This window comes from Paucibacter soli (assembly GCF_037482845.1).
Lineage (GTDB): Bacteria > Pseudomonadota > Gammaproteobacteria > Burkholderiales > Burkholderiaceae_C > Paucibacter_B > Paucibacter_B soli.
The window spans coordinates 487,465-512,449 of sequence record NZ_JBBHJW010000001.1 but is presented as its reverse complement, the minus strand read 5'-3'; the positions used below and the strand labels follow the sequence as shown (position 1 = coordinate 512,449).

The 24,985-nt window shown below is 70.0% G+C and carries 22 protein-coding genes; 14 read left to right on the top strand and 8 right to left on the bottom strand.

From position 1 onward, the window contains the following. The first annotated feature begins 33 nt into the window (after window positions 1-33). From purE to WG898_RS02305, 6 genes are all read left to right on the top strand, one after another. Window positions 34-558 carry a 5-(carboxyamino)imidazole ribonucleotide mutase gene (gene purE / locus WG898_RS02330; protein WP_339601172.1) on the top strand — a complete coding sequence of 175 codons (525 nt, stop codon included), beginning with the start codon at window positions 34-36 and terminating at the stop codon, window positions 556-558. 2 nt (window positions 559-560) lie between these two features. Continuing rightward, on the top strand, window positions 561-1,733 hold the full coding sequence (locus WG898_RS02325; protein WP_339601171.1) for a 5-(carboxyamino)imidazole ribonucleotide synthase: 1,173 nt from the start codon (window positions 561-563) through the stop codon (window positions 1,731-1,733). A 5-nt stretch (window positions 1,734-1,738) separates the two neighbouring features. After that, the gene (locus WG898_RS02320) at window positions 1,739-2,725 is read left to right on the top strand and encodes an L-threonylcarbamoyladenylate synthase (protein ID WP_339601607.1); all 987 of its coding nucleotides are present in this window, start codon (window positions 1,739-1,741) and stop codon (window positions 2,723-2,725) included. Window positions 2,726-2,762: 37 nt separating this feature from the next. After that, complete coding sequence (locus WG898_RS02315) at window positions 2,763-3,713, top strand: SGNH/GDSL hydrolase family protein (protein WP_339601170.1); 951 nt, start codon at window positions 2,763-2,765, stop codon at window positions 3,711-3,713. A gap of 156 nt (window positions 3,714-3,869) precedes the next feature. Further along, entirely contained in the window at window positions 3,870-5,234 is a 1,365-nt protein-coding gene (locus tag WG898_RS02310; protein ID WP_339601169.1) for an alpha/beta hydrolase, read from the top strand. A 25-nt stretch (window positions 5,235-5,259) separates the two neighbouring features. Next, complete coding sequence (locus WG898_RS02305) at window positions 5,260-5,934, top strand: OmpW/AlkL family protein (RefSeq protein WP_339601168.1); 675 nt, start codon at window positions 5,260-5,262, stop codon at window positions 5,932-5,934. 6 nt (window positions 5,935-5,940) lie between these two features. Here WG898_RS02305 and dacB read toward each other — a convergent pair whose 3' ends face one another. Next, window positions 5,941-7,386: a D-alanyl-D-alanine carboxypeptidase/D-alanyl-D-alanine endopeptidase gene (gene dacB / locus WG898_RS02300; protein ID WP_339601167.1), complete on the bottom strand. Its 1,446-nt coding sequence runs from the start codon at window positions 7,384-7,386 to the stop codon at window positions 5,941-5,943. Window positions 7,387-7,434: 48 nt separating this feature from the next. Between dacB and tsaB the strand changes: the two genes are divergently transcribed. The 7 genes from tsaB to WG898_RS02265 all read left to right on the top strand — a co-directional run bounded on the left by tsaB (window position 7,435) and on the right by WG898_RS02265 (window position 14,923). Continuing rightward, window positions 7,435-8,169, top strand: coding sequence for a tRNA (adenosine(37)-N6)-threonylcarbamoyltransferase complex dimerization subunit type 1 TsaB (tsaB, locus tag WG898_RS02295; protein WP_339601166.1), 735 nt, complete (start codon window positions 7,435-7,437; stop codon window positions 8,167-8,169). After that, complete coding sequence (gene rimI / locus WG898_RS02290; RefSeq protein ID WP_339601165.1) at window positions 8,166-8,663, top strand: ribosomal protein S18-alanine N-acetyltransferase; 498 nt, start codon at window positions 8,166-8,168, stop codon at window positions 8,661-8,663. Before tsaB ends, rimI begins: the two co-directional genes overlap by 4 nt. Then, window positions 8,660-9,490, top strand: a complete 831-nt coding sequence (locus tag WG898_RS02285) for a uracil-DNA glycosylase (RefSeq protein WP_339601164.1) — start codon at window positions 8,660-8,662, stop codon at window positions 9,488-9,490. The genes rimI and WG898_RS02285 overlap by 4 nt, the downstream gene beginning before the upstream one ends. Window positions 9,491-9,515: 25 nt before the next feature. Continuing rightward, the gene (locus tag WG898_RS02280; RefSeq protein WP_339601163.1) at window positions 9,516-11,867 is read left to right on the top strand and encodes a putative bifunctional diguanylate cyclase/phosphodiesterase; all 2,352 of its coding nucleotides are present in this window, start codon (window positions 9,516-9,518) and stop codon (window positions 11,865-11,867) included. Next, a complete protein-coding gene (locus WG898_RS02275) occupies window positions 11,864-12,964 on the top strand; it encodes a class I SAM-dependent methyltransferase (protein WP_339601162.1) in 1,101 nt (366 codons plus the stop codon). The genes WG898_RS02280 and WG898_RS02275 overlap by 4 nt, the downstream gene beginning before the upstream one ends. Before the next feature lie 112 nt (window positions 12,965-13,076). After that, window positions 13,077-14,105, top strand: a complete 1,029-nt coding sequence (locus tag WG898_RS02270) for a hypothetical protein (RefSeq protein WP_339601161.1) — start codon at window positions 13,077-13,079, stop codon at window positions 14,103-14,105. Then, window positions 14,102-14,923, top strand: a complete 822-nt coding sequence (locus WG898_RS02265) for a hypothetical protein (RefSeq protein ID WP_339601160.1) — start codon at window positions 14,102-14,104, stop codon at window positions 14,921-14,923. Before WG898_RS02270 ends, WG898_RS02265 begins: the two co-directional genes overlap by 4 nt. On the opposite strand, the gene WG898_RS02260 is transcribed toward WG898_RS02265, so the two are convergent. The 4 genes from WG898_RS02260 to WG898_RS02245 are packed head-to-tail and all read right to left on the bottom strand — an operon-like array spanning window position 14,920 to window position 19,874. Further along, the gene (locus tag WG898_RS02260) at window positions 14,920-16,146 is read right to left on the bottom strand and encodes a multifunctional CCA addition/repair protein (RefSeq protein WP_339601159.1); all 1,227 of its coding nucleotides are present in this window, start codon (window positions 16,144-16,146) and stop codon (window positions 14,920-14,922) included. The genes WG898_RS02265 and WG898_RS02260 overlap by 4 nt on opposite strands. Beyond that, window positions 16,146-16,856: a glutathione S-transferase family protein gene (locus tag WG898_RS02255; protein WP_339601158.1), complete on the bottom strand. Its 711-nt coding sequence runs from the start codon at window positions 16,854-16,856 to the stop codon at window positions 16,146-16,148. Before WG898_RS02255 ends, WG898_RS02260 begins: the two co-directional genes overlap by 1 nt. Window positions 16,857-16,893: 37 nt before the next feature. Beyond that, complete coding sequence (locus WG898_RS02250; protein WP_339601157.1) at window positions 16,894-17,847, bottom strand: complex I NDUFA9 subunit family protein; 954 nt, start codon at window positions 17,845-17,847, stop codon at window positions 16,894-16,896. Continuing rightward, window positions 17,844-19,874, bottom strand: a complete 2,031-nt coding sequence (locus WG898_RS02245; RefSeq protein WP_339601156.1) for a lytic transglycosylase domain-containing protein — start codon at window positions 19,872-19,874, stop codon at window positions 17,844-17,846. The genes WG898_RS02250 and WG898_RS02245 overlap by 4 nt, the downstream gene beginning before the upstream one ends. Window positions 19,875-19,909: 35 nt before the next feature. Between WG898_RS02245 and WG898_RS02240 the strand changes: the two genes are divergently transcribed. Next, on the top strand, window positions 19,910-20,485 hold the full coding sequence (locus WG898_RS02240) for a 5-formyltetrahydrofolate cyclo-ligase (protein ID WP_339601155.1): 576 nt from the start codon (window positions 19,910-19,912) through the stop codon (window positions 20,483-20,485). A gap of 16 nt (window positions 20,486-20,501) precedes the next feature. Here the strand turns inward: WG898_RS02240 and WG898_RS02235 are convergent, their stop codons facing one another. The 3 genes from WG898_RS02235 to WG898_RS02225 form a co-directional block, all read right to left on the bottom strand. Next, a complete protein-coding gene (locus WG898_RS02235; protein WP_339601154.1) occupies window positions 20,502-22,385 on the bottom strand; it encodes an NAD(P)-binding protein in 1,884 nt (627 codons plus the stop codon). 73 nt (window positions 22,386-22,458) lie between these two features. After that, window positions 22,459-23,838, bottom strand: coding sequence for a DUF3138 family protein (locus WG898_RS02230; RefSeq protein ID WP_339601153.1), 1,380 nt, complete (start codon window positions 23,836-23,838; stop codon window positions 22,459-22,461). Between the two features lie 19 nt (window positions 23,839-23,857). Further along, window positions 23,858-24,970, bottom strand: coding sequence for a polyamine ABC transporter substrate-binding protein (locus WG898_RS02225; protein WP_339601152.1), 1,113 nt, complete (start codon window positions 24,968-24,970; stop codon window positions 23,858-23,860). Window positions 24,971-24,985 lie beyond the last annotated feature (15 nt).

The window sequence follows — 24,985 nt, the reverse complement described above, 5'->3', positions numbered from 1 at the left end:
GGCTGCCGCCTACAATTCAAGGTTTTCCAGCCTATGGACAGCGCCGTGCAGACTACTTCGTTGCAAAACGCCTCTCCCCTGGTTGGCGTGGTGATGGGTTCCAGCAGTGACTGGGAGACCATGAAGCACGCCGCCGACATTCTCTCCGAGTTCGGTGTCGCTTTCGAGGCGCGGGTGGTCTCGGCGCATCGCATGCCCGACGATATGTTTGCCTACGCCGAAGCCGCCGCGGGCCGCGGCCTGCGCGCCATCATTGCGGGCGCTGGTGGCGCCGCCCACCTGCCTGGCATGCTGGCCGCCAAGACCCTGGTGCCGGTGCTGGGTGTGCCGGTGGCAAGCCGCCATCTGCAGGGCGTCGATTCGCTGCACTCCATCGTGCAAATGCCCAAGGGCATCCCGGTCGCCACCTTCGCCATCGGCACGGCCGGTGCCGGCAACGCGGCCTTGTTCGCCCTGGCCATGCTGGCCCAGGACGATGCGCAGCTGCGCGAGAAGCTCGCCGCCTACCGCGTGCGCCAGACCGAGCTGGCACGCGCCATGAGCAAGGACCTGATCTGATGATGAGCGGCAAGCCTTTGCTGCCGGGCACCGCCACGCTGGGCGTGCTGGGCGGCGGCCAGTTGGGTCGCATGTTCGTGCAGGCGGCGCAAAGCCTGGGCTACCGCACCGTGGTGCTGGATCCGGACGCGCTGAGCCCCGCCGGCGCCGTCGCGCACGAGCATGTCCAGGCCGACTACCTCGACGAGGCGGGCCTGGCAAGGCTGGCCCTGCTGTGCGACGCCATCACCACCGAATTCGAAAACGTGCCGGCCGCGGCGCTGGAGCGCCTGGCGCAGCAGCGCTTCGTGGCGCCGGCCGGCGCCGCCGTGGCGGTATGCCAGGACCGCGCCGACGAGAAGGCGCATTTCCAGGCCAGCGGCGTGGCCTGCGCGCCCTATGCGGTCTTGCGCAGCGAGGCGGATCTCGCGGCCGTGCCGGCCAGTCTGCTGCCCGGCATCCTCAAGACCGCGCGCATGGGCTATGACGGCAAGGGCCAGGTCCGCGTGCGCAGCGCGGCCGAGCTGACCCGGGCCTGGGACGAGCTCAAGCGCGTGCCCTGCGTGCTGGAGCAGATGCTGCCGCTGGCGCTGGAGCTCAGCGTGCTGGTGGTGCGCAATGCCGGTGGCCAGGTGGTGAGCTTCCCGGTGCAGCAGAACCTGCACCGCGACGGCATCCTGGCCGTGACCCAGGTGCCCGCGCCCGCCGCGAGTGCCGCGCTGCAGGCGCAGGCGCGCGAGTCGGCCGAGCGCATCGCCGCCAGCCTGCACTATGTGGGCGTGCTGTGCATCGAGTTCTTCGTGCTGCAGGACGGATCGCTGGTGGTCAACGAGATGGCGCCGCGCCCGCACAACTCGGGCCATTACACGATGAATGCCTGCGACGTCTCGCAGTTCGAGATGCAGGTGCGCGCGCTCGCCGGCCTGCCGCTGCCGACGCCGCGCCTGCATTCGCCCACCGTGATGCTGAACCTGCTCGGCGACCTCTGGTTCGAATCGGGTACCGGTGTCGAGCGCTGCCCCGACTGGGCTGCCGTGTTGGCACTGCCGGGCAGCCATCTGCACCTCTACGGCAAGACCAGCGCGCGCCGCGGCCGCAAGATGGGCCATCTGAACATCACGGCGGCCACGGCCGCCGAGGCCGAGGCGGTGGCGCGCCAGGCCGCGGCCCTGCTGGGCCTGCCCACCGAGTGGTGAGACCGATGTTGCTGGACGGCCAGGACCCCGCCGCGATTGCCCGAGCCGCGCAGGCACTGGCCGATGGTGCCTTAGTGGCGCTGCCCACCGAAACCGTCTATGGCCTGGGCGCACGCGCCGACAGCGACGCCGCGGTGGCGCAAATCTTCGCGGCCAAGGGCCGGCCGGCCGACCATCCGCTGATCGTGCATGTGCTGGACATCGGCGACGCCGAGCGCTTTGCGCAAGACCTGCCCCCGGTGGCGCGGCGCCTGATGCAGGCCTTCTGGCCCGGCCCGCTGACGGTGATCGTGCCGCGCGCCGCGGGCATGGCCGCGGCCGCCGCGGGCGGGCAGGGCAGCATAGGCCTGCGCTGCCCGGCGCATCCGGTGGCGCGCGCGCTGCTGGCGGCGGCGCACAAGCTGGGCGTGCCGGGCGTGGCCGCGCCCAGCGCGAATCGTTTCGGCCGCGTCAGCCCCACCTCGGCCGCCCATGTGCTGAGCGAATTCGAGCCCGGCCTGCTGGTGCTGGACGGCGGCGATTGCGAGGTCGGCATAGAGTCCAGCATCGTCGATTGCAGCCGTGGGCGTCCGGTGCTGCTGCGCCCCGGCGTGCTCACCGAGGCCGAGATCAGCACGGCGGCGGGCGAGCCGCTGGCGCCGCGCGACGCCGCGACACCGCGCGCCTCCGGCACGCTGGCGGCCCATTACGCGCCCAGCGCGGTGGTGCGCCTGCTGGCGCCCGCCGACTTGCAAGCTGCCCTGGCTAAAGAAACCCCTCATGCCCTGGCGGTATATTCGCGCACGGTCGCCGTGCCGCCAGGCCTGTTGCAGCGCGTCATGCCCAGGCATGCGCGGGCGGCGGCCCGGCAACTGTTTGCAGTCTTGCGCGAGTTGGACGCGCAGGGCGCACGCGAAATTTGGATCGAAGCACCCCCGGCCGATGCGGCCTGGGATGGCGTCAGGGACCGTCTGTCCCGCGCCGCAGCCGCCTTTTTTGATGCAGCCTCTTGAGGCGGGCGGCGCCAAGTCAATTTCTCTCGGAGCGTTCATGAGTAAGAAGAAGAGTTTCAAGCATGGGTGGGGACAGGCGGTGCTGGCGCTGCTGAGCGCGGCGGCGATGGCCGGCTGCGGTGGCGGCAGCAGCCAGATCGAGCCCTTTCATCCCACACGCATCATGGCCATGGGGGACGAGGCCAGCTACCTGAGCCCCGAGGGCAAAAAGTACGCGGTGAATGCCGTGGACGACACCACCCTGGCAATCAAGTGCCAGAACAACCCGATCTGGGTGCAGGCCCTGGCCACCCAGTTCGGCCTGCTGTTCCCGCAGTGCAACCCCGACAAGGTGGCCGCGCCCGCGGGCCTGATGTACGCGCGGCCGGGCGCCAAGGTCGACGGCGTGAAGGCGCAGATCGATCAGCAGTTCTCGGCCGGCGGCTTCACCAGCAAGGATCTGGTGGCCATGCTGGTGGGCAGCAACGATCTGCTCGATCTGTATCGCCAGTTCCCGGCCCAGAACCGCGACACCCTGCTGGCCAGCGCCGGCGAGCGTGGCCGCGCGCTGGCCGAGCAGGTCAACCGTGTTGCCAATGCCGGCGGGCGCGTGCTGGTCGTGACGCTGCCGGACCTGGGCCTGACGCCCTATGCCGCCAAGGAAAAGGCCACCAAGACCGACACCGATCGAGCCGCGCTGCTGAGCGAGTTGACCCAGGCCTTCAACTCGCAGATGCGGCTCAACATCATTAACGACGGTCGCATGATCGGCCTGGTGCTGGGCGATGAGATGTCGCAGGCGATCGCCAAATTCCCCGAGGGCTTTGGCTACGCCAACATCACCGTCGGTGCCTGCAAGGTGGCGCTGCCCGACTGCACGACCAAGACCCTGCTCGACACCGCCTCGGCCGACACCTGGCTCTGGGCCGACGATTACTGGATGGCCAACGGCGGCCAGAACCGCCTGGGCCTGCTGGCGCAGACAAGGGCACGCAACAATCCGTTCTAGTCCCCAAGCTCTAAACAGCCCTTAAACCCCGACATTGCCGCGCAATGTCGGGGTTTTTACTTGGGGCCGACCTATTTGTCGAGAAATATAGTCATCGCTCCAAAATAGAACGATCGTTCTTTTTTGGCCGGAGACAACACTCGCAACGAGGTAGGAATGAGCAGCATCAAGACACTGAGCCTGGCGGCCATCGCGGCCGCCGCACTGAGCGCCTGCGGCGGCGGCACCGGCGACAGCAGCCGTGACGACCCGCCACCGGCACGCGGCAACATCGCAACCGCCGTGCTGGCCGGCAAGGCCAGCATCGCCGACATCGACGCCGGCACCGCAGCCAAGGGCCTGCAGCCCCTGTCCGGCAAGGCCAAATGCGATGTCGACATCCGCTACATCGTCTACTTCACGCGCGACCCGCTGGGCCAGCCGGCCACCGCCACCGAGGGCGTGCTGGTGCCCAGCGGCAGCGACCCCGCCTGCAGCGGCGAGCGCCCGGTGCTGCTGTATGCGCATGGCACCAGCACCGCCCACGCCACCAATATGGCCGACGTGAAGAACAACAGCGAGGCCTCGCTGACCATGGCCATGTATGCGGCCCAGGGCTTCATCGTGGTGGCGCCCAACTACCTGGGCTACGACAAGTCCAGCCTGAACTGGCATCCCTACCTGAACGCCGAGGCCTCGGGCGTCGACATGGTCGATGGCCTGCGCGCCGCCAAGGCCCACCTGGCCGCCGAAAGCGCCGTCAAGCCCTCGGCCAAGCTGCTGGTGAGCGGCTACTCGCAAGGCGGCCATGTGGCGATGGCGGTGCACAAAATCATCGAGCGCGACTACGCCAGCGAATTCACCGTCACGGCCTCGGCGCCGATGTCCGGCCCCTACAACATCGTCGGCTTCGGCGATGCGGTGGTGAATGTGCAGCCGAATGCCGGCGCGACCATTTTTGCGCCCATGCAGCTGACGAGTTATCAGAAGTCCTACGGCAACATCTACGGCACGCCCTCGGACGCCTACCAGGCGCCGTTCGACGCCAGTGCCGAGACCCTGTTCCCGAGCGACAAGTCGGTCAGCGAGTTGATCGCCGCCGGCAAGCTGCCGGCGGATCCGAGCTTCACCAAGCTGTTCGGCGCCGGCGGCCTGCTCAAGGACAGCTTCCGCGCCGGCTATGCAACGAGCGGCTTCCGCAAGGCGCTGCAGACCAACACCCTGCTGGGCTGGACGCCCAAGCGCCCGATCGCCCTGTGCGGCGGCAAGCAGGATCCGACGGTGTTCTTCGATGTCAACACCAGCGTCTCCGCGGCCGACCTGAAGTCGCGCGGCGCGCCGCTGATGGGCGCCTACGACCTCGAGAACCTCGCCAGCCTGCCTGCGGGCGTGGCCGGCCAGACCGTCTACTTCGGCTTCCAGCAGGCCAAGGCAGCGGCCGGCCCGGCCGCCCAGGCCCAGTACCACGGTGGCCTGGTGCCGCCGTTCTGCAGCGCCCTGGCGCGCGGCTTCTTCCAACAAGTGCTGGCCAGCGGCCTGTGAGTTGCAGCAGCACGGAGACACTGACATGAAACACAAGCTTTCCTGCGGCCTGCTGGGCGCCTTCCTGACCTGCCTGGCCGGCGCCAGCGCGGCCCAGACCCACAGCATCTATCTGGGCGGCGCCCATATCGATGTGCGCGCCATCTCGACGCCGCTGACCCATTCATCGCTGCCCGACGCGCGCCTGAGCGTGGGCGATGTGGACACCCTGGGCTTCGGCTACACCTACCGCTTTGCGCCCAGTTGGAGCGCCGAGCTGGCGCTGGGCCTGCCGCCCACCCACAAGGTCTATGGCGAGGGCTCGCTGAAGCCCTTCGGCCAGATCTCGGCGGTGCAGCAGATGCCGCCCTCGGCGTTTCTGAACTACCACTTCGGCGAACTGCTGCCCAAGCTGCATCCCTTCGTGGGCCTGGGCATCAACTACACGCGCTTTCCCAAGACGCGCAGCACCGCCTCGGGCGACCTGGCCTCGGGCGGCGCCACCGACATCAAGCTCAAGGACTCCTGGGGTGCGGCTGGCCATGTCGGCCTGACGGTGCAGTTCGACAAGAACTGGTCGCTGGTCAGCACGGTGGCAATGGCCAAGGTGAAGAGCGAGGTGACGGCGGTGAGCCAGACGCGCGAGGGCGTGGTGACGCGCAACAGCACCATCGACTTCCGCCCCATCGTCACCACCCTGTCGCTGGGCTACAGCTTCTAGGCTGCGCTACGGCGCGGCGCCCGGCATGTCCTGCGCGGTCCAGCGCAGCAGGGCGTCCAGGGCCGGCCGCGCCGCCAGCGCGCGGCCATGGTTGACGATGGCCACGAAGGCGTAGCGCTGGCCCGAGACCGAGAGCACATAGCCGGCCAGCGCGCTCACGTCGCGCAGCGAGCCGGTCTTCAGGTGCGCGCGGCCCTGCGCGGCGCCAAAGCGCTTGCTATCGCCGCGCGCCAGCGTGCCGTCCTGGCCCGCCAGCGGCAGCGAGGCCAGCATCTCCGGCATGCTGGGGCTGGACCAGATCTGCAGCAGCAGGCCGCCCAGCTGTGCCGCGCTGAGGCGCGAATCGCGCGACAGGCCCGAGCCATTGCTGAGCAGGAAATCGCCATCGCCCAGGCGCTGGGCCAGCCAGTCGCGCAATTGCTGGCGTGCCAGCTCCAGCGTCACCGGCGCGCCGTCCACCGGCCGGGCCAGGCTCAGCAGCAGTTGCTCGGCCATCAGATTGGCGCTGAACTTGTTGATGTCGCGCACCACCTCGGCCAGCGGCGGCGAGGCGAACTCGAAGCTGAGGGGCGTGGCCGGCGCCTTGCCCTCCAGCACCTCGCCGCCGAGCTTGCCGCCAAGCTCGCGCCACAGCGCCGCCAGCAGCCGGGCGTTGAATGTGCGCGGATCGGGGTCGGCCACCGGCCAGCGCTGCTCGCCACAGGCGGCCGGGTAGCTGCCGCCAAAGCGCGGCCGCCTGCCGTCGCTCCACTGCGCCTTCAGGCCGGCGCGCCAGTCCTCGCAAGGGCCGCCGCTGAGCGGCAGCCGGTTCAGCGCCGCGCCGCCGTCAAGCGGCGGCACATCGCTGCTGACCCAGGCAACGCGGCGCTCCGGATCGGGCCGGAAGGTGTAGGTCAGCGCCTTGTAGTTGAGCAGCAGGGCATCCGGCTGGACATTGCCGGGCCGCCAGGGCTCGCCGTCGAAATCCGCCGGGCTGCCCGCATAGGGCGCGAAGGCGCTGCGGTCCAGCACGATGTCGCCGCGGATCTCGCGCACGCCCAGCGCCTGCACCTGGCGCAGCAGCAGCCAGAGGCGTTCGAGCACCAGCTTGGGATCGCCCGTGCCCTTGATCACCAGATCGCCGTCCAGCACGCCGCTGTCCGGCTGCAGCCTGCCGTTCAGCCAGACCGGCGTGCGCCAGGTCCAGGCCGGCCCGAGCTGCTCCAGTGCGGCCCAGGTGGTGGCCAGCTTGGCCAGTGAGGCCGGGTTCATGGCCTGCCTGGCCTGCCACTCGAACTGCGCGCCCGCGGGCTGCATCGCATGGATCCAGATGCCCAGACTCTCGGGCGGCAGCTGCGCCTGCTTGAGGGCCTGCTGCACCGCTGCCAGCTCGGCCGGCCAGGGGGCGGCAGCGAGTGCGGTGGCGCCGGCCAGCAGCCATGCGGCGAGACCCGCGCGGAGGTGATGATGCAAGCTTGTCAAGCGCATGGCGACGATGATCGCACGGCTACACTTGCCCCCATGACCGTGCTGCTGGCCCTCGATAGTTCCACCGAAAGCATGGCGCTGGCCCTGATCACCCCGGCCGAGCGCCTGCTGCATGAGGGCGAGGGCGGTGCCAAGGCCTCGGCCCAGATGGTGCCCGCCGCGCTGGCGCTGCTGGCGCGTGCCGGCCTGCAACTGGCCGATGTCGACGCGATCGCCTATGGCCAGGGCCCCGGCGCCTTCACCGGCCTGCGCACCGCCTGCGCGGTGGCCCAGGGCCTGGCCCTGGGGGCCGGCAAACCGGTGCTGGCGATCGACAGCCTGATGCAGGTGGCCGAGGATGCGCGCCAGCAGGCCGCGTGCGCCGGCACCGTGCTGGGCGATGCGGTGTGGGTGGCGATGGACGCGCGCATGAACGAGATCTATGCCGCCGCCTACCGCTGGCAGGACGGGCGCTGGCTGCCCCTGGTAGCACCCGCGCTCTACGGCGCCGACAGCCTGAACGCCTGCTGGGCCGACACGAACTCCCTGCCGCCGACGGCGGTGGCCGGCTCGGCGCTGGCGGTGTTCGCCGACGCGCTGCAGACGGGCAACGCCAGCCGCTGGCCCGAGACACGCTCGCGCGCCGCGGCGCTGGCCGAGCTGAGCCAGCAGGCCTGGGACGCCGGTGCGCTGCGCGACGCCGCCGAGGCCATGCCGGTCTATGTGCGCGACAAGGTGGCCTTCACCACCGCCGAGCGCCTGGCCGCACGCGCCTCATCATCATCATGAGCGCCCAGCTGTCCGCCGCCTGGGCGCCCGGCCCGCTGGCCCAGTTCGGGCTGCGCGCGATGACGGTGCAGGACCTCGACGCGGTGCTGGCGATCGAGCTGCGTGCCTACCCGTTCCCGTGGACGCGCGGCAATTTCATCGATTCGCTGGCCGCCGGCTATGGCGCCTTCGTCTGGCACGACAGCCAGGGCCAGCTGCAGGGCTATTTCCTCGCCATGAAGGGCGTGGACGAGTTGCACCTGCTCAACATCACGGTGCGCCCCGAGTACCAGGGGCGCGGCCTGGCGCGCCTGCTGCTGGACGGCCTCAGCCATTGGGCACGCGACCAGGCGGCGCAGCAGATCTGGCTGGAGGTGCGCCACAGCAATGCGCGCGCGCGCCAGGTCTATGCCCGCTACGGCTACACCGAAGTGGGCCTGCGGCGTGCCTATTACCCGGCCGAGGGCGGGCAGCGCGAAGACGCCATTGTGATGAACCTGGCGGTGGCCCAATGAGCTATTCGGAACGCCAGCAGGCCATGCTCGAGGCGATGGGCATCAAGGTCTGGACGGCCCCTACCGTCACACCTCGCACCACGCCTCCCACCACGCCTCCCACCACGCCCCCTGCTGCCGCAGTTGCGGCCCCGCCATCAGCTGTTGCCGAGGCAGCGGCGCCCCTCGCAGCCGTATTGCCGCCCGTGCCCGTCATGCCACCGGCGCCGTCGCTTCCCGCCGGTGCGCGCGAGCAGGCGATTGCCGCGCTGGACTGGACGGCGCTGCGCGAGAGCGTGGCCGGCTGCCGGGCCTGCGGCCTGTGCGAGGCGCGCAAGCAGACCGTGTTCGGCGTTGGCAATGAGCAGGCGCATTGGATGGTGGTGGGCGAGGCGCCCGGCGAGCAGGAGGACCTGCAGGGCGAGCCCTTCGTAGGCCAGGCCGGCAAGCTGCTCGACAATATGCTGCGTGCGCTGGGTCTGAGCCGTGCCGAGGGCCCACCGTCCTCCCAGGTCTTCATCGCCAATACCCTGAAGTGCCGGCCGCCGCGCAACCGCAATCCCGAGCCCGCCGAGCTGGCCCAGTGCGAGCCCTATCTGAACCGCCAGATCGCCCTGGTGCAGCCCCGCATCATCCTGGCGATGGGGCGTTTTGCGGTGCAGTCGCTGCTGCGCAGCAACGAGCCGATCGGCAAGCTGCGCGGGCGGGTACACGAATACCAGGGCGTGCCCCTGATCGTGACCTACCATCCGGCCTATCTGCTGCGCAATCTGGTGGACAAGGCGCGCGCCTGGGAGGACTTGTGCCTGGCCATGGACACGCTGCAGCGGCAAGGCGACAAGACCTGACAGCTAGCTGAGGAGGCGAGGGCACATGAAGGGCTGGGAACTGCTGCCAAGTGCCGCGACCCGCGTCGATGCGAGCGGCACCATCCTCGAACGCAATGCACAGTTCGTCCTGCTCAGCCAGGGCCAGACCGATTGGGGCTGGCTGCGCCCCGAGGCCGAGGCGCAGCTGTGCGCGCAATGGGCGCTGCCGCAGGACTTCGAACTCGAACTGCAGACCCGCGCCAGCGCCCCGACCTGGCTGAGCTGCCGCTCGCGCTGGGACGCCGAGGGCGCCAGCCATGTCTGCCTCTGGACCGATATCTCGGCCAGCAAGCGCGCCCAGCTGCGCGCGCAGGAGCAAGCCGCGCAACTGCGCCTGCTGGCCGACAACGTGCCGGTGCTGATCGCGCTCTACGACGCCAAGACCGAGCAATGCCTGTTCGCCAACCGCGGCTACGCGCGCATGTTCGGCCTGGACGAGCAAAGCATCGTCGGCCGCACCTTTGCCGAGGTGATAGGCGAGGCGGCCGCCAGGGAGATCCAGCCGCATGTGGACCGCGTGCTGCAGGAACAGGTGGCGGTGGTGTACGAGCGCAAGCTCGAAAGCCCGAACGCCGCACCGCGCTGGATCGAGGTGAACCTGATCCCGCATCTGGACGCCAAGGGCGAGTCGCGCGCCAGCTTCGTGCTGATCGCCGACATCACGCGCCATCGCGTCGCCGAGATCGCGGTGCGCGAGTCCGAGGAGCGCATGGCGAAGTTCATGCACGCCTCGGTGGAGGGCATCGTGTTCCACCGCGACGGCGTCATCACCGATGCCAACGCACCGCTGTGTCAGCTGGTGGGCTACAGCCTGGCCGAGCTGCTGGGCCGCTCGGCCCTGGCTCTGGTGGCGCCCGACCAGCTGCACAGGGTCAGCCAGGTGATGGGCCGCAGCGAGGAAACGCGCTACGAGACGGCGGTGCTGCACAAGGACGGCAGCCGCATCGACGTTGAATTCATCGTGCGCACGCTCTGGCGCGGCGGCGAGAAGCTGCGCATGACCATCGTGCGCGACATCCGCGAGCGCCTGGCGGCGCAGCAGCGCATGCACCACCTGGCGCATCACGATGCGCTCACCGGCCTGCTGAATCGCGGCGCCTTTCTCGAGCGGCTGCGCGAGCGCCTGCTGGCGGCGCGCCGCGACGCGCGGCAGCTCGCCCTGCTGTTCATCGACCTCGACAATTTCAAGCGCGTCAACGATTCGCTCGGCCATCTGGAGGGCGACCAGGTGCTGCGCACCGTGGCCGAGCGCATCGGCGCCTGCCTGCGCGCCACCGACACGGTGGGCCGCTTTGGCGGCGACGAGTTCGTGGTGCTGCTCGACGAGGTGAGCGGCCGCGACGATGTGCATGTGGTGCTGATGGCGCTGCTGAGCGTGGTGGAGGTGCCGGTGCGCGCCGATGGCCGCGACCTCTCGGTCACGCCCTCGATCGGCGTGGCGATGTTTCCCGAACATGGCGACAGCCCCGAGGAGCTGCTGCAGCATGCCGACACCGCCATGTACCTGGCCAAGTCCAGCGGCCGCGCCACCTACGAATTCTTCGAGCCCTCGATGGCGGCCAACGCCTATGCCGACCTGGTGCTGGAGAGCGAGCTGGCGCATGCGATCGCGCGCGACGAGTTCGCGCTCTACTACCAGCCCCAGGTGGACGCGCGCACCGGCGCGCTCAGCGGCGCCGAGGCCTTGCTGCGCTGGCAGCATCCGCAGCGCGGCCTCTTGAGCCCCGAGGCCTTCATCATGGTGGCCGAGAAGCATCGCCTGATGCTGCCGCTGGGCGAATGGGTGATGCGCGAGGCGGCGCGCCAGGCGCGCATCTGGCACGAGAGCGGCGTGGCCGAGGTGCCGATCGCGGTGAACCTCTCCAGCATGCAGTTCCGCCTCGCCAGCTTTGCGCGCTCGGTGGCCCAGGTGCTGGAGCAGGCCGGCGTGCCGGGCGCCTGGCTGGAGCTGGAGCTCACCGAGCGCATGCTGACCGAAGACCTGAGCGGCGTGCCCGAGACGCTCGCCAGCCTGCGCGCCCTGGGCCTGCATATCTCGGTGGACGACTTCGGCACCGGCTACACCTCGCTCTCGCACCTGACCCTGCTGCCGCTGGACAAGCTCAAGATCGACCAGAGCTTTGTTGCCGGCCTGCCCGACGACGAGGGCGCGGTGGCGATCACGCGCGCCATGCTGCAGATGGCCAAGGGCCTGGGTCTGCGCGTCAGCGCCGAGGGCGTGCGCAGCAGCGCGCAATGGGAAGCGCTGGCGCTATGGGGTTGCGACGAGGTGCAGGGCGAGGCGATCGGCGCGCCGATGTCGGCCGCGGCCTTCGAGGCCTGGCTGCGCGGCCGCGTTTCTACAATCGGGGCATGAGCCATGCCCAGACCGCGCCCGAACTAGCCGCCCTGATCCAGCGCGAGATCGAACAAGCTGGGGGGTGGCTGCCCTTCGATCGCTTCATGGCGCTGGCGCTCTATGCGCCCGGCCTGGGCTACTACGCCAACCAGCGCCAGAAGTTCGGGCTGATGCCGGGCAGCGGCTCGGACTTCGTCACCGCGCCCGAGCTCTCGCCCCTGTTCGGCCGCGCCCTGGCGGCGCAGGTGGCGCAGGCGCTGGAGGCCAGCGGCAGCGACGAGGTCTGGGAGTTCGGCGCCGGCACCGGCGCGCTGGCGGCGCAATTGCTGGAGGCGCTGGGCGAGCGCGTGCGGCGCTACCGCATCGTCGACCTCTCGGGCACGCTGCGCGCGCGCCAGGCCGAGCGCCTGCGGCCCTGGGCGCACAAGCTCGAATGGCTGGACCGCCTGCCCGACACCATGCAGGGCGTGGTGCTTGGCAATGAGGTGCTGGACGCGATGCCGGTGCAGCTGCTGAGTTTTGATGGCTGCGTCTGGTGCGAGCGCGGTGTGGTTACCGATGTGACGGCCGAAGGGTCAGGTCTTGCTTTTGCCGACCGGCCCAGCGCGCTGCGTCCGCCGCTGCACGAGCAGATGCTGCCCGGCAGCGTTACCGAGATCCACCCGCAGGCCGAGGCCTTTGTGCGCACGCTCGCGCAGCGGCTTACCAGCGGCGCGATCTTCCTGCTCGACTACGGCTTCCCCGAGCGCGAGTACTACCACCCGCAGCGCCTGGGCGGCACCCTGATGTGCCACCACGAGCACCGCGCCGACGCCGACCCGCTGGCCCTGGTGGGGCTCAAGGACATCACCGCTCATGTCAACTTCAGCGGCATCGCGCTGGCCGGCCAGGAGGCCGGCCTGACCGTGCTGGGCTACACATCGCAGGCGCATTTCCTCATCAACTGCGGCCTGGTCGAGCTGATGGCCGCGGCCGAGCTGCCGCAGCGCGTGATGGCGCACAAGCTGATCGCCGAGCACGAGATGGGCGAGCTCTTCAAGGTGATCGGCTTTGTGGCCGGCGAACCCTTCGAGGCCATCGGCTTTGCGCGTGGGGATCGCTGCCACACCCTTTAGGGGGAGGCTCGGCCCGGGCCGCCGGCCCTAAACTGCGCCCGCTCGTACATACCCGGCGCAGGCGGCCTGCCATCAAGGCTGCACCCACGCCCAAGCAGAGGGAGTCACTCATATGCATCAACATCTTCAGCGCCACAAGCTGGCGATTCTTGCGGCCACCGGCACGCTCTTCCTGGCGGCCTGCGGTGGCGGCGGCGGTGGCGATGGCGGCAACGGGCCCGGCCCGGCGCCGGCGCCCACGGCCCTGGCCATTACCAGCGGCAATTACCAGAGCGTGGCGCAGCAATCGCTGTCCAGCAGCCAGTACCTGCTCGGCTCCGCCGGACTGGTGACCGGTGCCGACGCCGCCGCGGCGCCCTCGCTGCTGGCGCTCGCGGCCCGGCAGGTGCAGGCGCTGCCGGCCTGGTTCCGCAACAAGGCGGGCCTGCCCCTGGTGCAGGGCGCAACCACCAACCAGTCCACCCCCTGCGCCGGCGGCGGGCGTATCGACGCGGTGCTGACCGATGCCAATGGCAACGGCAAGATCGATGCGGGCGATGGCATGGCCATGACCGCCGTGGCCTGCAAGGAAGACGGCGTGAGCATGGACGGCAAGATGGAAATCACCGTCACCAGCGCCAGCGGCGAGTTTGGTTCCAACAGCTTCAGTGCCGGCCTGGATCTCAAACTCAGCGGCTTCACCGCCACCACCGGCATCAGCAAGGTCAGCGGCGACGGCCTGATCCGCGTCTCGCTGACCGCGTCGGGCGCGAACCGGATGAGCCTGAGCATGGACGTGGCCAGCTTCAGCTCCTCGGGGCGCGTGGGCGGCACGGACTTCTCGCAGAAGCTGGAGAACTTCGCGCTGACGCTTCAGACCGCGCCGCAAGGCCTGGGCTTCCAGACCAGCAGCACCGCGCGCGGCGCGCTCACCAGCTCCAGCCTGGAATCCAAGCGCATCAATCTGGAAACCGCCGTGCCCCTGCTGCAGCTCTCGGGCCGCAGCGATCCCAGCGCGGGCCAACTGCTGGTGCGCGGCGCCGCCGACAGCCTGCTGCGCATGACGGTGCAAAGCGATGGCCGCGTCTTGCTGGAGCTGGACGCCGACGGCAACGGCCAGTTCGAGCTGAGCAGCTTCAAGAGCTGGAGCGAGCTGCATTGAGCCTGTTGGCGCGCGCCCAGCTGTCGCTGCTGATATTGCTGGCGCCGGCGGCAGCGTACGCCTCCTGCGGCCTGCAGCAGCTGGGCCTGGCGCTGCAGCAGGCCGAAAGCCGCTGGGCCGAGTTCGATGATGCCCAGGGTCGGCGGCTCTTGAGCGAGCGGGGGCGTCTGCCCGGCGCAGCGCTGGAGCTGCGCGCCGCCTGCACGGAGGGCTGGCCTGCGCTGGAATTGCGCGCGCAGCGGGGCAAGGGCGAGCGCGCCTACCAGGGCCAGAGCAACCAGGGCCAGGCCCTCGCCACCACGGCCGAGCTGCGCGATACCCGCCTGCAGGCACAGCTGTGGCAGCGCGTCGCGCCGGCGCTGGAGCTCGGGCTGCTGAGCGAGTGGCAGCAGATTCATAGAGAGCTGGCGGATGCCGGCGCGGTGCGCGGCTACCCCGAGCGGCATCGCCGCTATCGGCTGGGCCTGGGGCTGCGCCTGCACGGCGAACTCAGCCCGGCTTGGCAGTACATGCTGCAGGGCGAATGGGCTGTTGGCCCCGCGGGCCGGCTGCACCTCGAACTGCCGATCGCCGACCCCGTGGACCTGCCCAGCGGCCGGCTGCAGCGCCAGCTGGGCCTGCAGCTGCAACTGCAATGGAGCATTCCCGATGCACCCGCCTGGCAGCTGGGCGCCGGCCTGGGTTGGCGGCAGGAGCAGCTGAGCGAAGGTGAATTGGCGACGCTGTGGCGCGCAGGAAATGCGGTAGGCGGTGTGCGGCAGCCAAGCACCCGAACGCAGGAATGGGTGCCGGAGCTGGCGCTGCTCTATGTGTTCTAGGTGGATCCCAGCGCCGCCAGCGCCGCCAGCCGCGCCTTCGCAATCGCCGCGCCGATCTGCGGCCCCTTGAGGCCTTGCGCCAGCGCCGCGGCGCTGAGTTCGGCCTGGTTCAGCCCTTGCAGGCAGCGCAGATCGGCCAAGCGCTCGGGGCGCTGCGGATAGGGCCGCTGTTCCAGCCCGAGGCGGCCGCGCGCATCGCATTCGCAGGCCAATAGCAGCTCGGCAAAGCGCTCGGGGCGGCGCAGCGCGTCGCAGCGCTCCAGCAGGTTCAGGCGCGCCTGCGGCGTGAAATCCAGGCTCTGGTGCACATGGGTGTGCTCGCGCGTCATCAGCTCGGCGAGCTCGCGGCAGTCGCTCGGCACGCGCCAGCGTTCGCTAACTTGCCTGGTGAGTGGCAGGCCGCGGCTCTCGTGGGCGATGTGGCGCGGCAGCGCCTCTGGCGGCGTGAGGCCCTTGCCGAGGTCGTGGCACAGGCAGGCATAGCGCACCGTCAGCGGCGCGGCCAGCGCGGCGCAGGCGTCCAGCACCATCAACATATGCACGCCGGTGTCGATCTCGGGGTGGTGCTGGGCCGGCTGCGGCATGCCGAACAGGCGCTCCAGCTCGGGCAGCAGGCGCGCCAGCGCGCCACACTCGCGCAGCACGGCCAGCATGCGCGAGGGCTGCGCCTCCATCAGGCCGCGCGCGAATTCCTGCCAGACGCGCTCGGCCACCAGCGCGTCGACCTCGCCGGCTACCACCATCTCGCGCATCAGCGTGAGGGTCTCGGGCGCTACCGTGAAGCTGGGCAAGCGCGCCGCAAAGCGCGCCAGCCGCAGGATGCGCACCGGGTCCTCGGCAAAGGCCGGCGAGACATGGCGCAAGACCTTGTCGGCCAGATCGCGCTGGCCGCCATAGGGGTCGATGAGGCGGCCGGACTCATCCTCGGCCATCGCGTTGATCGTCAGATCGCGGCGCGCCAGGTCCTGCTCCAGCGTGACCTCGGGGGCGGCATGGAAGGCAAAGCCGTGGTAGCCCGGCGCGGTCTTGCGCTCGGTGCGCGCGAGCGCGTATTCCTGCTTGCTTTTGGGGTGTAGAAACACCGGGAAGTCGCGGCCCACCGGCTGGTAGCCCAGGGCCAGCAGCTGCTCGGGCCGGGCCCCGACGACGACCCAGTCAATGTCGGCCACCGGGCGGCCCAGCAGGGCGTCGCGCACCGCGCCGCCGACCTTGTAGATCTGCATCAGCGCAACTGGCCCTTGGGCCCGCCGCTGACGCGGTAGGGCTCGTCGTCGGCGATGAAGTCCTGCTCGGCCAGCGCGTCGGCCACCCAGGCGGCCACCGCGGGGTGGGCCTGCATGGCGGCCAGATAACGCTGGCAGGGCTCGGACATGGGCAGGCCGTAACGCGTGACGCGCATCACCACCGGCGCGAAGTAAGCGTCTGCGGCGCTGAAGGCGCCGAACAGGAAGGGCCCGCCGCTGGCCGCCAGCGCCTCTTCCCAGGCTGCCTGCATGCGCGCCAGGTCGGCACGCAGCTTGGGTTCGCTGGCCAGCAGGCGCTCACCCACCGCGCTCAGATCGGCCTCGACATTCATCGGGCAGAGGCTGCGCAGGCCGCCAAAGCCGGCATGCATCTCGGCGCACAGGCTGCGTGCGCGCGCACGCTGGCGTGCATCGCGCGGCCAGATCGCCAGCTCGGGGTGGCGATCAGCAATCGTCTCGGCGATGGCCAGGCTGTCCCAGACGGCGAAGCCGTCGTCTTCCCCGTCCAGCAGCAGCACCGGCACCTTGGCCGCCGGTGTGAGCTCGGCCATGGCCCGGTAGAAGCTGGAGCCGGGCGTGAAGTCGAAGCGCAGCTTGCGCTCGCTGAAGGGGATGTCGAAGGCCTTCAGCAGCACCCAGGGGCGCATCGACCAGGACGAGTAGTTCTTGTTGCCGATCACGAGTTGCATGGGGGATCTTGCTCCGGGTTGTGAGAGGGTATTTCGTTCAGCGGTGCGCGCCGCGGCGCAGCAGGTCCATGCTGCTGGCGCCGCTGCGCAGGTAGTCCGCCGCGATGGCTTCCAGCGCATGGGCCTGGATGCCCAGCTCGGCCAGGCCGGGCAGGCTGCCGCTGGCGATATTCGGGACCTGCATCGAGGCCAGGTTGTCGCGCGACATCATGGGCTCGCCCGGCAGGCATTCCATCAGCAGGGCCTGCGCCTGGGCCAGCAGGGCGGGCAGCGGCAGCACAGGGCGCTCGTGGCCGCTCAGGCGGCCGGCCAGCTGCACCAGCTCGCGCAGGCGCAGCCGCTGCGGGCCGGCCAACTCGTAGGTCTTGCCGATGCTGCTGCGGTCCTGCATGCAGCGCAGGATGGCGGCCGCCACGTCCTCCACCCAGACCGGCTGGAACTGCGCGTCCGCGCCCGCCAGTGGCATCAGGGGGAGCCAGGCCTGCAGGGCCGCGAACAGGTTCAGGAAGCGGTCGTCGGCGCCAAACATCACTGAGGGCCGCAGCAGGGTCAGGTCCAGACCGGCGGCCTGCAGCTCGGCCTCGCCGCGCGCCTTGGAGCGCAGATAGCGCGAAGGGGCGTTCGGCCCGACGCCCAGCGCGCTGACATGGATGAGGCGGCGCACGTCCGCGCTGTGGCAGGCCGCCGCCAGGCTGCGCGGCAGCTGCACATGGGCGCGCTCGAAGGCGGCCTCGTCGCCGTGCAGGATGGCCACCAGATTGACCACCAGATCCTGGCCCCGCAGCAGCCGCGTGAGCTGGGCCGGGTCGTGCACATCGGCCTCGGCCAGCGTCAGCCCGGGCAGGATGCGCAGGCTGCGGTGCGCCGCGGGGCGTCGGCTGGGCACCGTGATGGCCGCCGCGCCGCCATGCTGACGCAGCAATTGCTCGCACAGGGCCCGGCCGACGAATCCCGTGCCGCCGAGTATCAGGATTTTGGTGCGCTCGTTCATGGCAGTTCCTGGTTGCTGCTCGGTGCGCTGGCCTCGCGTGGGCCGATCAGCTTGCCCAGGCGCTCGCGCAAGGCGCTGGGCTCGGCACCGAGCAGGCGCGCGTAGACGGTGGCGTTGGACAGCACCTTCTTCACATAGTCGCGCGTCTCGTTGAAGGGGATGCTCTCGGCCCACAGGGCGGCGTCGATCACCGGCCCCTCGCGCCAGCGGCGCGGCCGGCCGGGGCCGGCGTTGTAGGCGGCCGCGGCCATCGCCATCGAGCCGCCGAAATCGTCCAGCACCAGCTTCAGGTAGTTGGTGCCTATGCGCAGATTGAAGTCGCGGTCGGTGAGGTATTCGGGCTTGTAGTCGAGGCCGGCCTTCTTGGCGGTCCAGCGCGCGGTGGCGGGCATCACCTGCATCAGGCCGGAGGCGCCCACATGCGAGCGCGCGTCCATGATGAAGCGCGACTCCTGGCGTATCAGGCCGTAGACATAGGCGGGGTCGAGGCCGATCTCGCGCGCCTTGGCCAGCACCTCGTTGCGGAAGGGCAGGGGATAGCGCTGGCTCAGGTCGACCTCGGCCTTGGTGCGTTCGCTGGTGTTGATGCAGCGATCCCAGATCTCGCGCTCGCAGGCCAGGGCGGCGGCGGCCAGCAGTTCGCGGTCGCTCATGCCGCGCAGCGAATAGTTCCACTCGCGCACGCCCTCGTTGCGCAGGCCGGCGGCGATCAGCAGCAGGCTGCGGTTCAGGCCGGGGTGCACCGAGGCCAGGCCTTTCTCCATCGGCGTGAGCGCGGCCGGCGCGGGCGGCAGCGGCAGGCGCTGTTCCAGCTCGTCGGCGGCCAGCTTGCCGTAGAAGCTCAGCGGCGAGGCCAGGCCCTGCAGCAGCTGGCGCGCCTGAGCGCGCTGCGGCTCGCCCTTGGGGCCATCGGCCGCGGCGGCCTGCAGGGCGCGGGCGCGCCAGTATTGCCAGGCCGTTTCCTGCTGCTCCTTCGCGCTCATCAGGCCCAGGGCCTGCAGCGCCAGCGCCGGGCGGCCGGCGCCCATGTCGGCGCGCAGCGCGGCGCGCACCGCCCAGCCCAGGGTGTCGTCGCTCCACTCTGCGGCGCCCTGGTGTTTGCTGTCGAGCAGGCGGAAGGCGCGCGCGTAGTAGTCGGCGGCTTCCGGCAGCAGCTTGAAGCCGGCCTGCCGGCCCAGCTGCGCCCAGGCCCAGGCGGCCAGGTCCTGCGGCAGCCTGGCCTCCCACTGGCCCAGCAGTTCGGCGGCCTGGCCGGTGTCGCTGGCGCCGAGGCGCAGCAGCGCCAGGGTGCTGAGTTCGGCATGGCTGCGGCCCAGCACCGAGGCCTTGCGCGCCAGGTAGCGCGCGGTGTGGTCCTGCAGCTCGCCCACCTGCAGGGCCAGGCCCTTGGGCAGGAGGGCGCTGGCCTGCTTGATGGCGCGCGGCCGGTTCAGCTCGAAGCTCAGGCGCAGCTTGAGCCAGACGTCCTCGGGCTTGAGCAGCTTGGCCTCCAGCATTGTGCTGGCGAGCAGCTGGCAGCCGTCGTCGCCATCCTTTTGCGCCAGCCAGGCCGCGCGCGCCGCGGCCCGCACATCGCGGCCGGCCAGGTGCTCGGTGAGCAGGCCGTAGCAGGCCACCTCGCGGTCGTCGGCCATCTTGAAACGCGGCAGCTCGCGCGCGAAATTGCCCCAGTCGCGCCGCCGGCCCAGCTCCAGCAGCCAGTCGTTGCGCAAGCGGTCTTCCACGTAGCTGCCGGGCCAGCGCGCATAAAAGCCCTCCAGATCCGCCTGGCTCAGCTCGGTCAGGCGCAGGCCCAGGTCCCAGTAGTCGATCCAGGCCGCGAGCGGGTATTGCTGCGCTTGCGCAAGGGTGTTCACGCCCGCCAGGCGCTTCTTGTCCTTCAGGCGCAGGGCCTCGCGCGCCTCGCCGATCAGCTCGGGCTTGGGGCTTGGCGCAGCCTCCTGCGCCGCGGCGCCGGAAATACCCAGCGCGCAGGCCAGCGCGAGCGCCAGGCGCTGCAGATTCAGTGCTCCATATACTGCCGACAAAATCTCTTCTCTCTCTCTTCCTGGATCAACCGCCGATGCAGCCAGACCACGCCACCCTGCCGCACGAGCGCGCCGCGCTGCGCCGTCATTTGCTGGCCGCGCGCGCGCAATGGTGGGCGAGCGCGGAGGCACAAAAGGCGCAGGCCGCGCAGGCCGCGGCGCTGCGTGAACTGCTGGCTCAATTAGAGCCCGAATGCCTGGGTCTCTACTGGCCCTTCGAAGGGGAATTTAACGCAGCAGAGTTCGCGCAGTCGCACGGCATGCTCAAACCATGCGGCCTGGCCCTGCCATTCGCCCGCAAGGAGGGCAGGCAGATGGAGTACCGGCGCTGGCAGGGCGAGCCGCCCGCGCTGCAGGACGGGTGCGGCATCCCCAGCAGCGCCGGCGCGGTGCTTGTGCCCGACGTGCTGCTGGTGCCCTGCCTGGGCTTCACCCGCGAGGGCTATCGGCTGGGCTATGGCGGCGGCTATTTCGACCGCTGGCTGGCCAAGCATCCGGGCGTCACCAGCATAGGCCTGGGCTGGAGCGGCGGTGAGGTGGCCTTCGCGATCGAGCCGCATGACCAGCCGCTGACGCTGATCCTGACCGAGCGCGAGCTGGTGGCGCCGTAGCAGGCCAGGGCTGCACTCAAGCCAGGCTTGCCAATTCCCTGACGGCCCGCCAGGCCATGTCGATGGCGGCCTGGGTGTAGGCGCTGCCCGCGGCGTCGGCATTGGCGATGGCGATGCGCCCATGGCGCCGGCGCGCCAGGTGGTGCGCCGGCACGCCGCCCAGCAGCGCCTCGCCGTAGACAAAGCCATGCGGCCAGCGGTGCACCGTGATGGCGGCGATATCGCGCTTGGCGTCGAAGCCATTGGGCCCGTACATGGCGCTCAGCTGGGCGCGGATCTGCAGCTCGAAGTCATCGAACGATTGCCCCAGCAGCTCGGCGCGCCCCTGGCGGAACAGCTCGGAGGGGCTGCCCTCGCCCAGCATGGGGCAGGGGCTGCGTATCATCAGCAGCACCATGGGCGCATCCGGCTCGCGGCGCGGCTGCCAATGCCCCAGCGCAACGGGAAAGTCCATCTGCACGAACTGGAAGAAGGAGCCCGGGCAATAGGCCGCCGCCACGCCGCTCTTCTTCAGCGGCGCCCATTGCCGCAGCGCCACCTGGGCGTAGACCATGGGAATCTTGATATTGGCCCGCATGGCCTCGCGCTGGCGCGCCGGCAGTTCTGGCATTAGGTGGGCGGCCATCATGTGCCAGCCCGCCATCACGGTGTGCCGGGCGCGCACCTCGTACAGGCCCGCGCCGCGCCGATAGCGCACCCTTGTGCCCTGCGCGGTGTTCTGCGCCAGCACTGCCAGGCTGTTCAGGCGCAGGCGCACTGGCTGGCCGGGCCGGTCCAGCGCGCCATAGTCCAGGCGCGCCGCCAGGCATTCCTCCACGCTGCGGCAGCTTGCCGCGCCGGGGATCAGCCGGGCCACCAGCAGGCGCGCGATGCTCGCATTGCCGTCGGGGAAATGGTAGACATAGGCGCTCTCGTCATCGGCCAGCTCGGCGGGCAGCTCCTCCGGCTCGGGCCCGTCCCACCAGTCGCGCACCGCGGCCACGCCCGGCAGGCCCAGCAGGCCGCCCTCGAAGGCATCGGCCAGCCGCACCGCATGCCCGCCCAGCGCCATGTCCTCCACCAGCGGCATGCTCAGCAGCGCGATCAGCGCGGGGTCGGCAATGCCATAGACCGACTTGAGGAAGTCCGCATAGCGGCCTTTCTCGAAACGCGCCCGCCCGCGCGGGCCGGCGAAGTAGGCGCTGGCGGCGGCGGGTGCGCCGGCCAGCACCGCGCGCAGCGCCGCGGCCTGCGCGGCCGTGAGCGGGGCCGCCGCCAGCGTGGCCGCAAACGCGGGCGCGGCGGCCAGCCCGGGCAGGTAATGGTGGCTGTAGTAGCGCGTGCTGCGGCGGGTCGGCAGGCCGCCCTGCAGCAGCGCCGCACGGCCCCAGCTTGGCTGGTCGTAGAAGGTGCCCAGGGTGAGGCCGTGGCGCTTGAAGAAGCCGAGATCGTAGGCCTCGCGCAGCTGCTCCAGGTCTATGCCCAGGGTGCGCAGCAGGGCGCTGGCCTGCGGGCTCCAGCGCTCGGGTGAATCGATCGACTGGGTGCCGCCATAGCTGAGGTAGGTCTGCCCGTCCACGTCCAACTCGCAGCGCCGCGCATGGCCACCGAAGTCGTCGTGGTTGTCGAGTATCAGCACGCGCGCGTCGCGCTTGACGGTCTCGCGGTAGTAATGCGCCGCCGCCAGGCCGCTGATGCCCGCGCCGATCACGATCAGGTCCACCGTCTCGGCCGCCGCGGCCAGCGGGCCGGCGCTGGACTGGCCCGTCCAGGCCAGCGCATGCGCGGCCTCGAAGGAGCCGGCATGGCTGCCGCGCAGGCCGCCCAGCGCGGGCGGGTAGCTGGCGGCCGGTGGCTGCGCCAGCGCCGGGCCACTGGCGCCGGCCAGCAGCATGCCGTTGAGGAAGTCTCGTCTGGACACAGGCCGCATATCCGCTCCAAGCGCCGCGCCGGCGTGCAAGGACTATAGGGGACCCACCCCTATATGGACCAGCTCAGAAGCTCACCACCACCGAGCCGCCCAGCACCTGGTTGCCGCGGTGCCAGCTCATGTCGCGGGTATCGACGAAGCTGGCCACGTCTGCATGGTCGAGGCGGTACTCGAAGCGCAGGCTGGTGTTGAGGTCGAGCTGGTAGCTGGCGCCCAGACTCAGCGCACTGCGGTTCGCGCCGCGGCTGCAGGCAGGCAGCGTGGCGTCGACGAGGCAGCCGGCGCGGCCGTCCACGCCGATGCCGTTGCGGCCGTCGCCAAGCCTGCCATTGGCCGGGTCCCAGTAGCCGGTGAAGCCGAACAGGCCGCCGCCGTTGCTGGCGTTGCGCAGATGGTCGGCGCGTGCCACCAGCTCCAGGCGCGGACTGAGCTTGTAGGCCAGCAGCACCGAGATCCCGGCCCAGCGCGCATCGCGCAGCGCTCCGCTCAGCGGGTCGGGCGCAATCGCGGCGCCGCGCTGTCGCCCCCAGCTGAGCTGGCCCTGCAGCGTCAGGTCACCGCGGATGAAATAGGCATCGGCCTCGAGCAGATCGAAGCGCGTGGGCCGCCCGCTCGGATCGGCCAGATTGCCGTACTTGCCATGGCTGCCGGTGAAGCCGAAGCCCTCGAACTCGCCCTTGGCATAGTCCACCCGGTACGAGAGCGTCGGCGTCTTCTGGCCCGGCGCCTTGCGTGTGGCGTTCACATTGCCCAGCACCGACTTGATGATCCACTTGCCGCGCGTGAGTTCCAGGCCGGCACCGGTATAGGCGGTGGGGATGGTGAAGTCGAACAGCAGGTTGTGCGTGATCAGCTTGTTGACCTGGGGCTGCACATACTCGTAGCCGGTCCAGTCGGGAATCTGGCCTGCAATCAAACGCGTCTGCAGATCGGTGAGCGGCATCGACAAGGATGCCTCATGCACCGGCGAGCGCGCGTCCAGCACCGCGCCCGCACTGCGATTCGGTACCAGGGTGAAGCGCCAGCGGGTGCCGCTCTCGGTCTCCTTCTGGAAGTCGATGGCGGCGCTGCCGAAGTAGGAGTTGTCGTAGTTGTAGCCGTCGTCGCCCACCGGGTTGAGGAACTGCGCGCCCGCGCGGTTCTGGCGCCGGTTGAGCATCAGCACCGGGTCGGCATAGCCGCTGATGCGCAGCTGGCGCAGGCCGCTGGCATCGCGTGCGTCCTCCAGGGCCTCGGCCTTCAGGCTCAGGCGGCTGAACTCGCGCGCCTGCTCGGGCGTCATGCCCCACTGCCCAGGCTGCGGCGTGGCGGCGTGCAGGCGCGCCTCCACCTCGGCCAGGCGCTCGCGCAGGGCCTGCACTTCCTTGACCAGATCGGTCTGTGCCCTGGCCGGCACTGCGGCCATCGCAGCCAGCGCCAGCAGCGACATGCATATGGGTTTCATCATCATCATGCTGCTGGCCTCAGATGCCGGTCTTGAAGGAGGTGAAGCTGCGCGCCATCAGGCGGCGCAGATCGTTGTTGAGCGGCTCGGGCGCGACCATCTTGGCCAGGTCGGCGGGCCCCAGGAACACCGTCGTGTCCTGCGCCACCTCGGGCCTGACAAACTTGCGCGAGGCCAGGTTGGCGTTGGCGTAGTACAGCTTGTTGCTCAGGCCGGCGTGGATCTCGGGGCGCAGGATGAAGTTGATGAATTTGTGCGCGTTGCTGGGGTGCGGTGCGTCGGCCGGTATCACCATGCCGTCGAAGAACAGCAGGCTGCCGCTCTTGGGGATCAGGGTCTGGATGTTGTAGTTGAGGCCGGCCTGCTTGGAGCGCTGGCGGGCATTGCCGAAGTCGCCCGACCAGCCTATCGATGCGCACAGCGCCCCCTTGGCCAGGTCGTTCAGATAACCGCCCGATGAGCTGAACAGCGCGATATGCGGGCGCACCGCCTTGAGCATTTGGGTGGCCTGGGTGTAGTCGGCCGGATTGCGGCTGTCGGGCGGCTTGCCCAGGTATTGCAGCGCCACCGGCATGATCTCGGAGGGCGAGTCCAGGAAGGAGACACCGCAGCTCTTGAGCTTGCTCATGTACTCGGGCTTGAACACCAGGTCCCAGGCGTTCTCGGGCATGGGCAGGCTGCCCAGGGCGGCCTTGACCTTCTCGACATTGATGCCCACGGCGGTATAGCCCCACAGCCAGCTCACCATATGCTGGTTGCCGGGGTCGGCCTTGGCCAGCTCGGCCTGCAACGCCGGATCGAGGTGCTTGAGATTGGGCAGCTGGCTCTTGTCCAGCTTGCGCAGCAGGCCGCCGTCGATCTGCAGCTTGGCCCAGGTCGAGGAGGGAATCACGATGTCGTAACCGCTGCGCCCGGCCACCAGCTTGGCATGCAGGATCTCGTTGCTGTCGAAGGTGTCCAGGCGCACCTTGATGCCGGTCTCCTTCTCGAACAGCGCGATGGTGTCGTCGCCGATGTACTCCGACCAGTTGTAGACGTTCAGCACCGCCTCCTCGGCATCGGCGCGCGCCGCCAGCGGCAGCGCCAGGCAGCAGGCCGCCAGGGTCAGGACAGCAATCTTCTCGGTTTTCATGCAACAGATCTCCAT

Coding starts and splice junctions, on each gene's coding strand:
- purE (WP_339601172.1), top strand. CDS start 34: ATGGACAGCGCCGTGCAGACTACTTCGTTGCAAAACGCCTCTCCCCTG.
- WG898_RS02325 (WP_339601171.1), top strand. CDS start 561: ATGAGCGGCAAGCCTTTGCTGCCGGGCACCGCCACGCTGGGCGTGCTG.
- WG898_RS02320 (WP_339601607.1), top strand. CDS start 1,739: ATGTTGCTGGACGGCCAGGACCCCGCCGCGATTGCCCGAGCCGCGCAG.
- WG898_RS02315 (WP_339601170.1), top strand. CDS start 2,763: ATGAGTAAGAAGAAGAGTTTCAAGCATGGGTGGGGACAGGCGGTGCTG.
- WG898_RS02310 (WP_339601169.1), top strand. CDS start 3,870: ATGAGCAGCATCAAGACACTGAGCCTGGCGGCCATCGCGGCCGCCGCA.
- WG898_RS02305 (WP_339601168.1), top strand. CDS start 5,260: ATGAAACACAAGCTTTCCTGCGGCCTGCTGGGCGCCTTCCTGACCTGC.
- tsaB (WP_339601166.1), top strand. CDS start 7,435: ATGACCGTGCTGCTGGCCCTCGATAGTTCCACCGAAAGCATGGCGCTG.
- rimI (WP_339601165.1), top strand. CDS start 8,166: ATGAGCGCCCAGCTGTCCGCCGCCTGGGCGCCCGGCCCGCTGGCCCAG.
- WG898_RS02285 (WP_339601164.1), top strand. CDS start 8,660: ATGAGCTATTCGGAACGCCAGCAGGCCATGCTCGAGGCGATGGGCATC.
- WG898_RS02280 (WP_339601163.1), top strand. CDS start 9,516: ATGAAGGGCTGGGAACTGCTGCCAAGTGCCGCGACCCGCGTCGATGCG.
- WG898_RS02275 (WP_339601162.1), top strand. CDS start 11,864: ATGAGCCATGCCCAGACCGCGCCCGAACTAGCCGCCCTGATCCAGCGC.
- WG898_RS02270 (WP_339601161.1), top strand. CDS start 13,077: ATGCATCAACATCTTCAGCGCCACAAGCTGGCGATTCTTGCGGCCACC.
- WG898_RS02260 (WP_339601159.1), bottom strand. CDS start 16,146: ATGCAGATCTACAAGGTCGGCGGCGCGGTGCGCGACGCCCTGCTGGGC.
- WG898_RS02255 (WP_339601158.1), bottom strand. CDS start 16,856: ATGCAACTCGTGATCGGCAACAAGAACTACTCGTCCTGGTCGATGCGC.
- WG898_RS02250 (WP_339601157.1), bottom strand. CDS start 17,847: ATGAACGAGCGCACCAAAATCCTGATACTCGGCGGCACGGGATTCGTC.
- WG898_RS02240 (WP_339601155.1), top strand. CDS start 19,910: ATGCAGCCAGACCACGCCACCCTGCCGCACGAGCGCGCCGCGCTGCGC.
- WG898_RS02230 (WP_339601153.1), bottom strand. CDS start 23,838: ATGAAACCCATATGCATGTCGCTGCTGGCGCTGGCTGCGATGGCCGCA.
- WG898_RS02225 (WP_339601152.1), bottom strand. CDS start 24,970: ATGAAAACCGAGAAGATTGCTGTCCTGACCCTGGCGGCCTGCTGCCTG.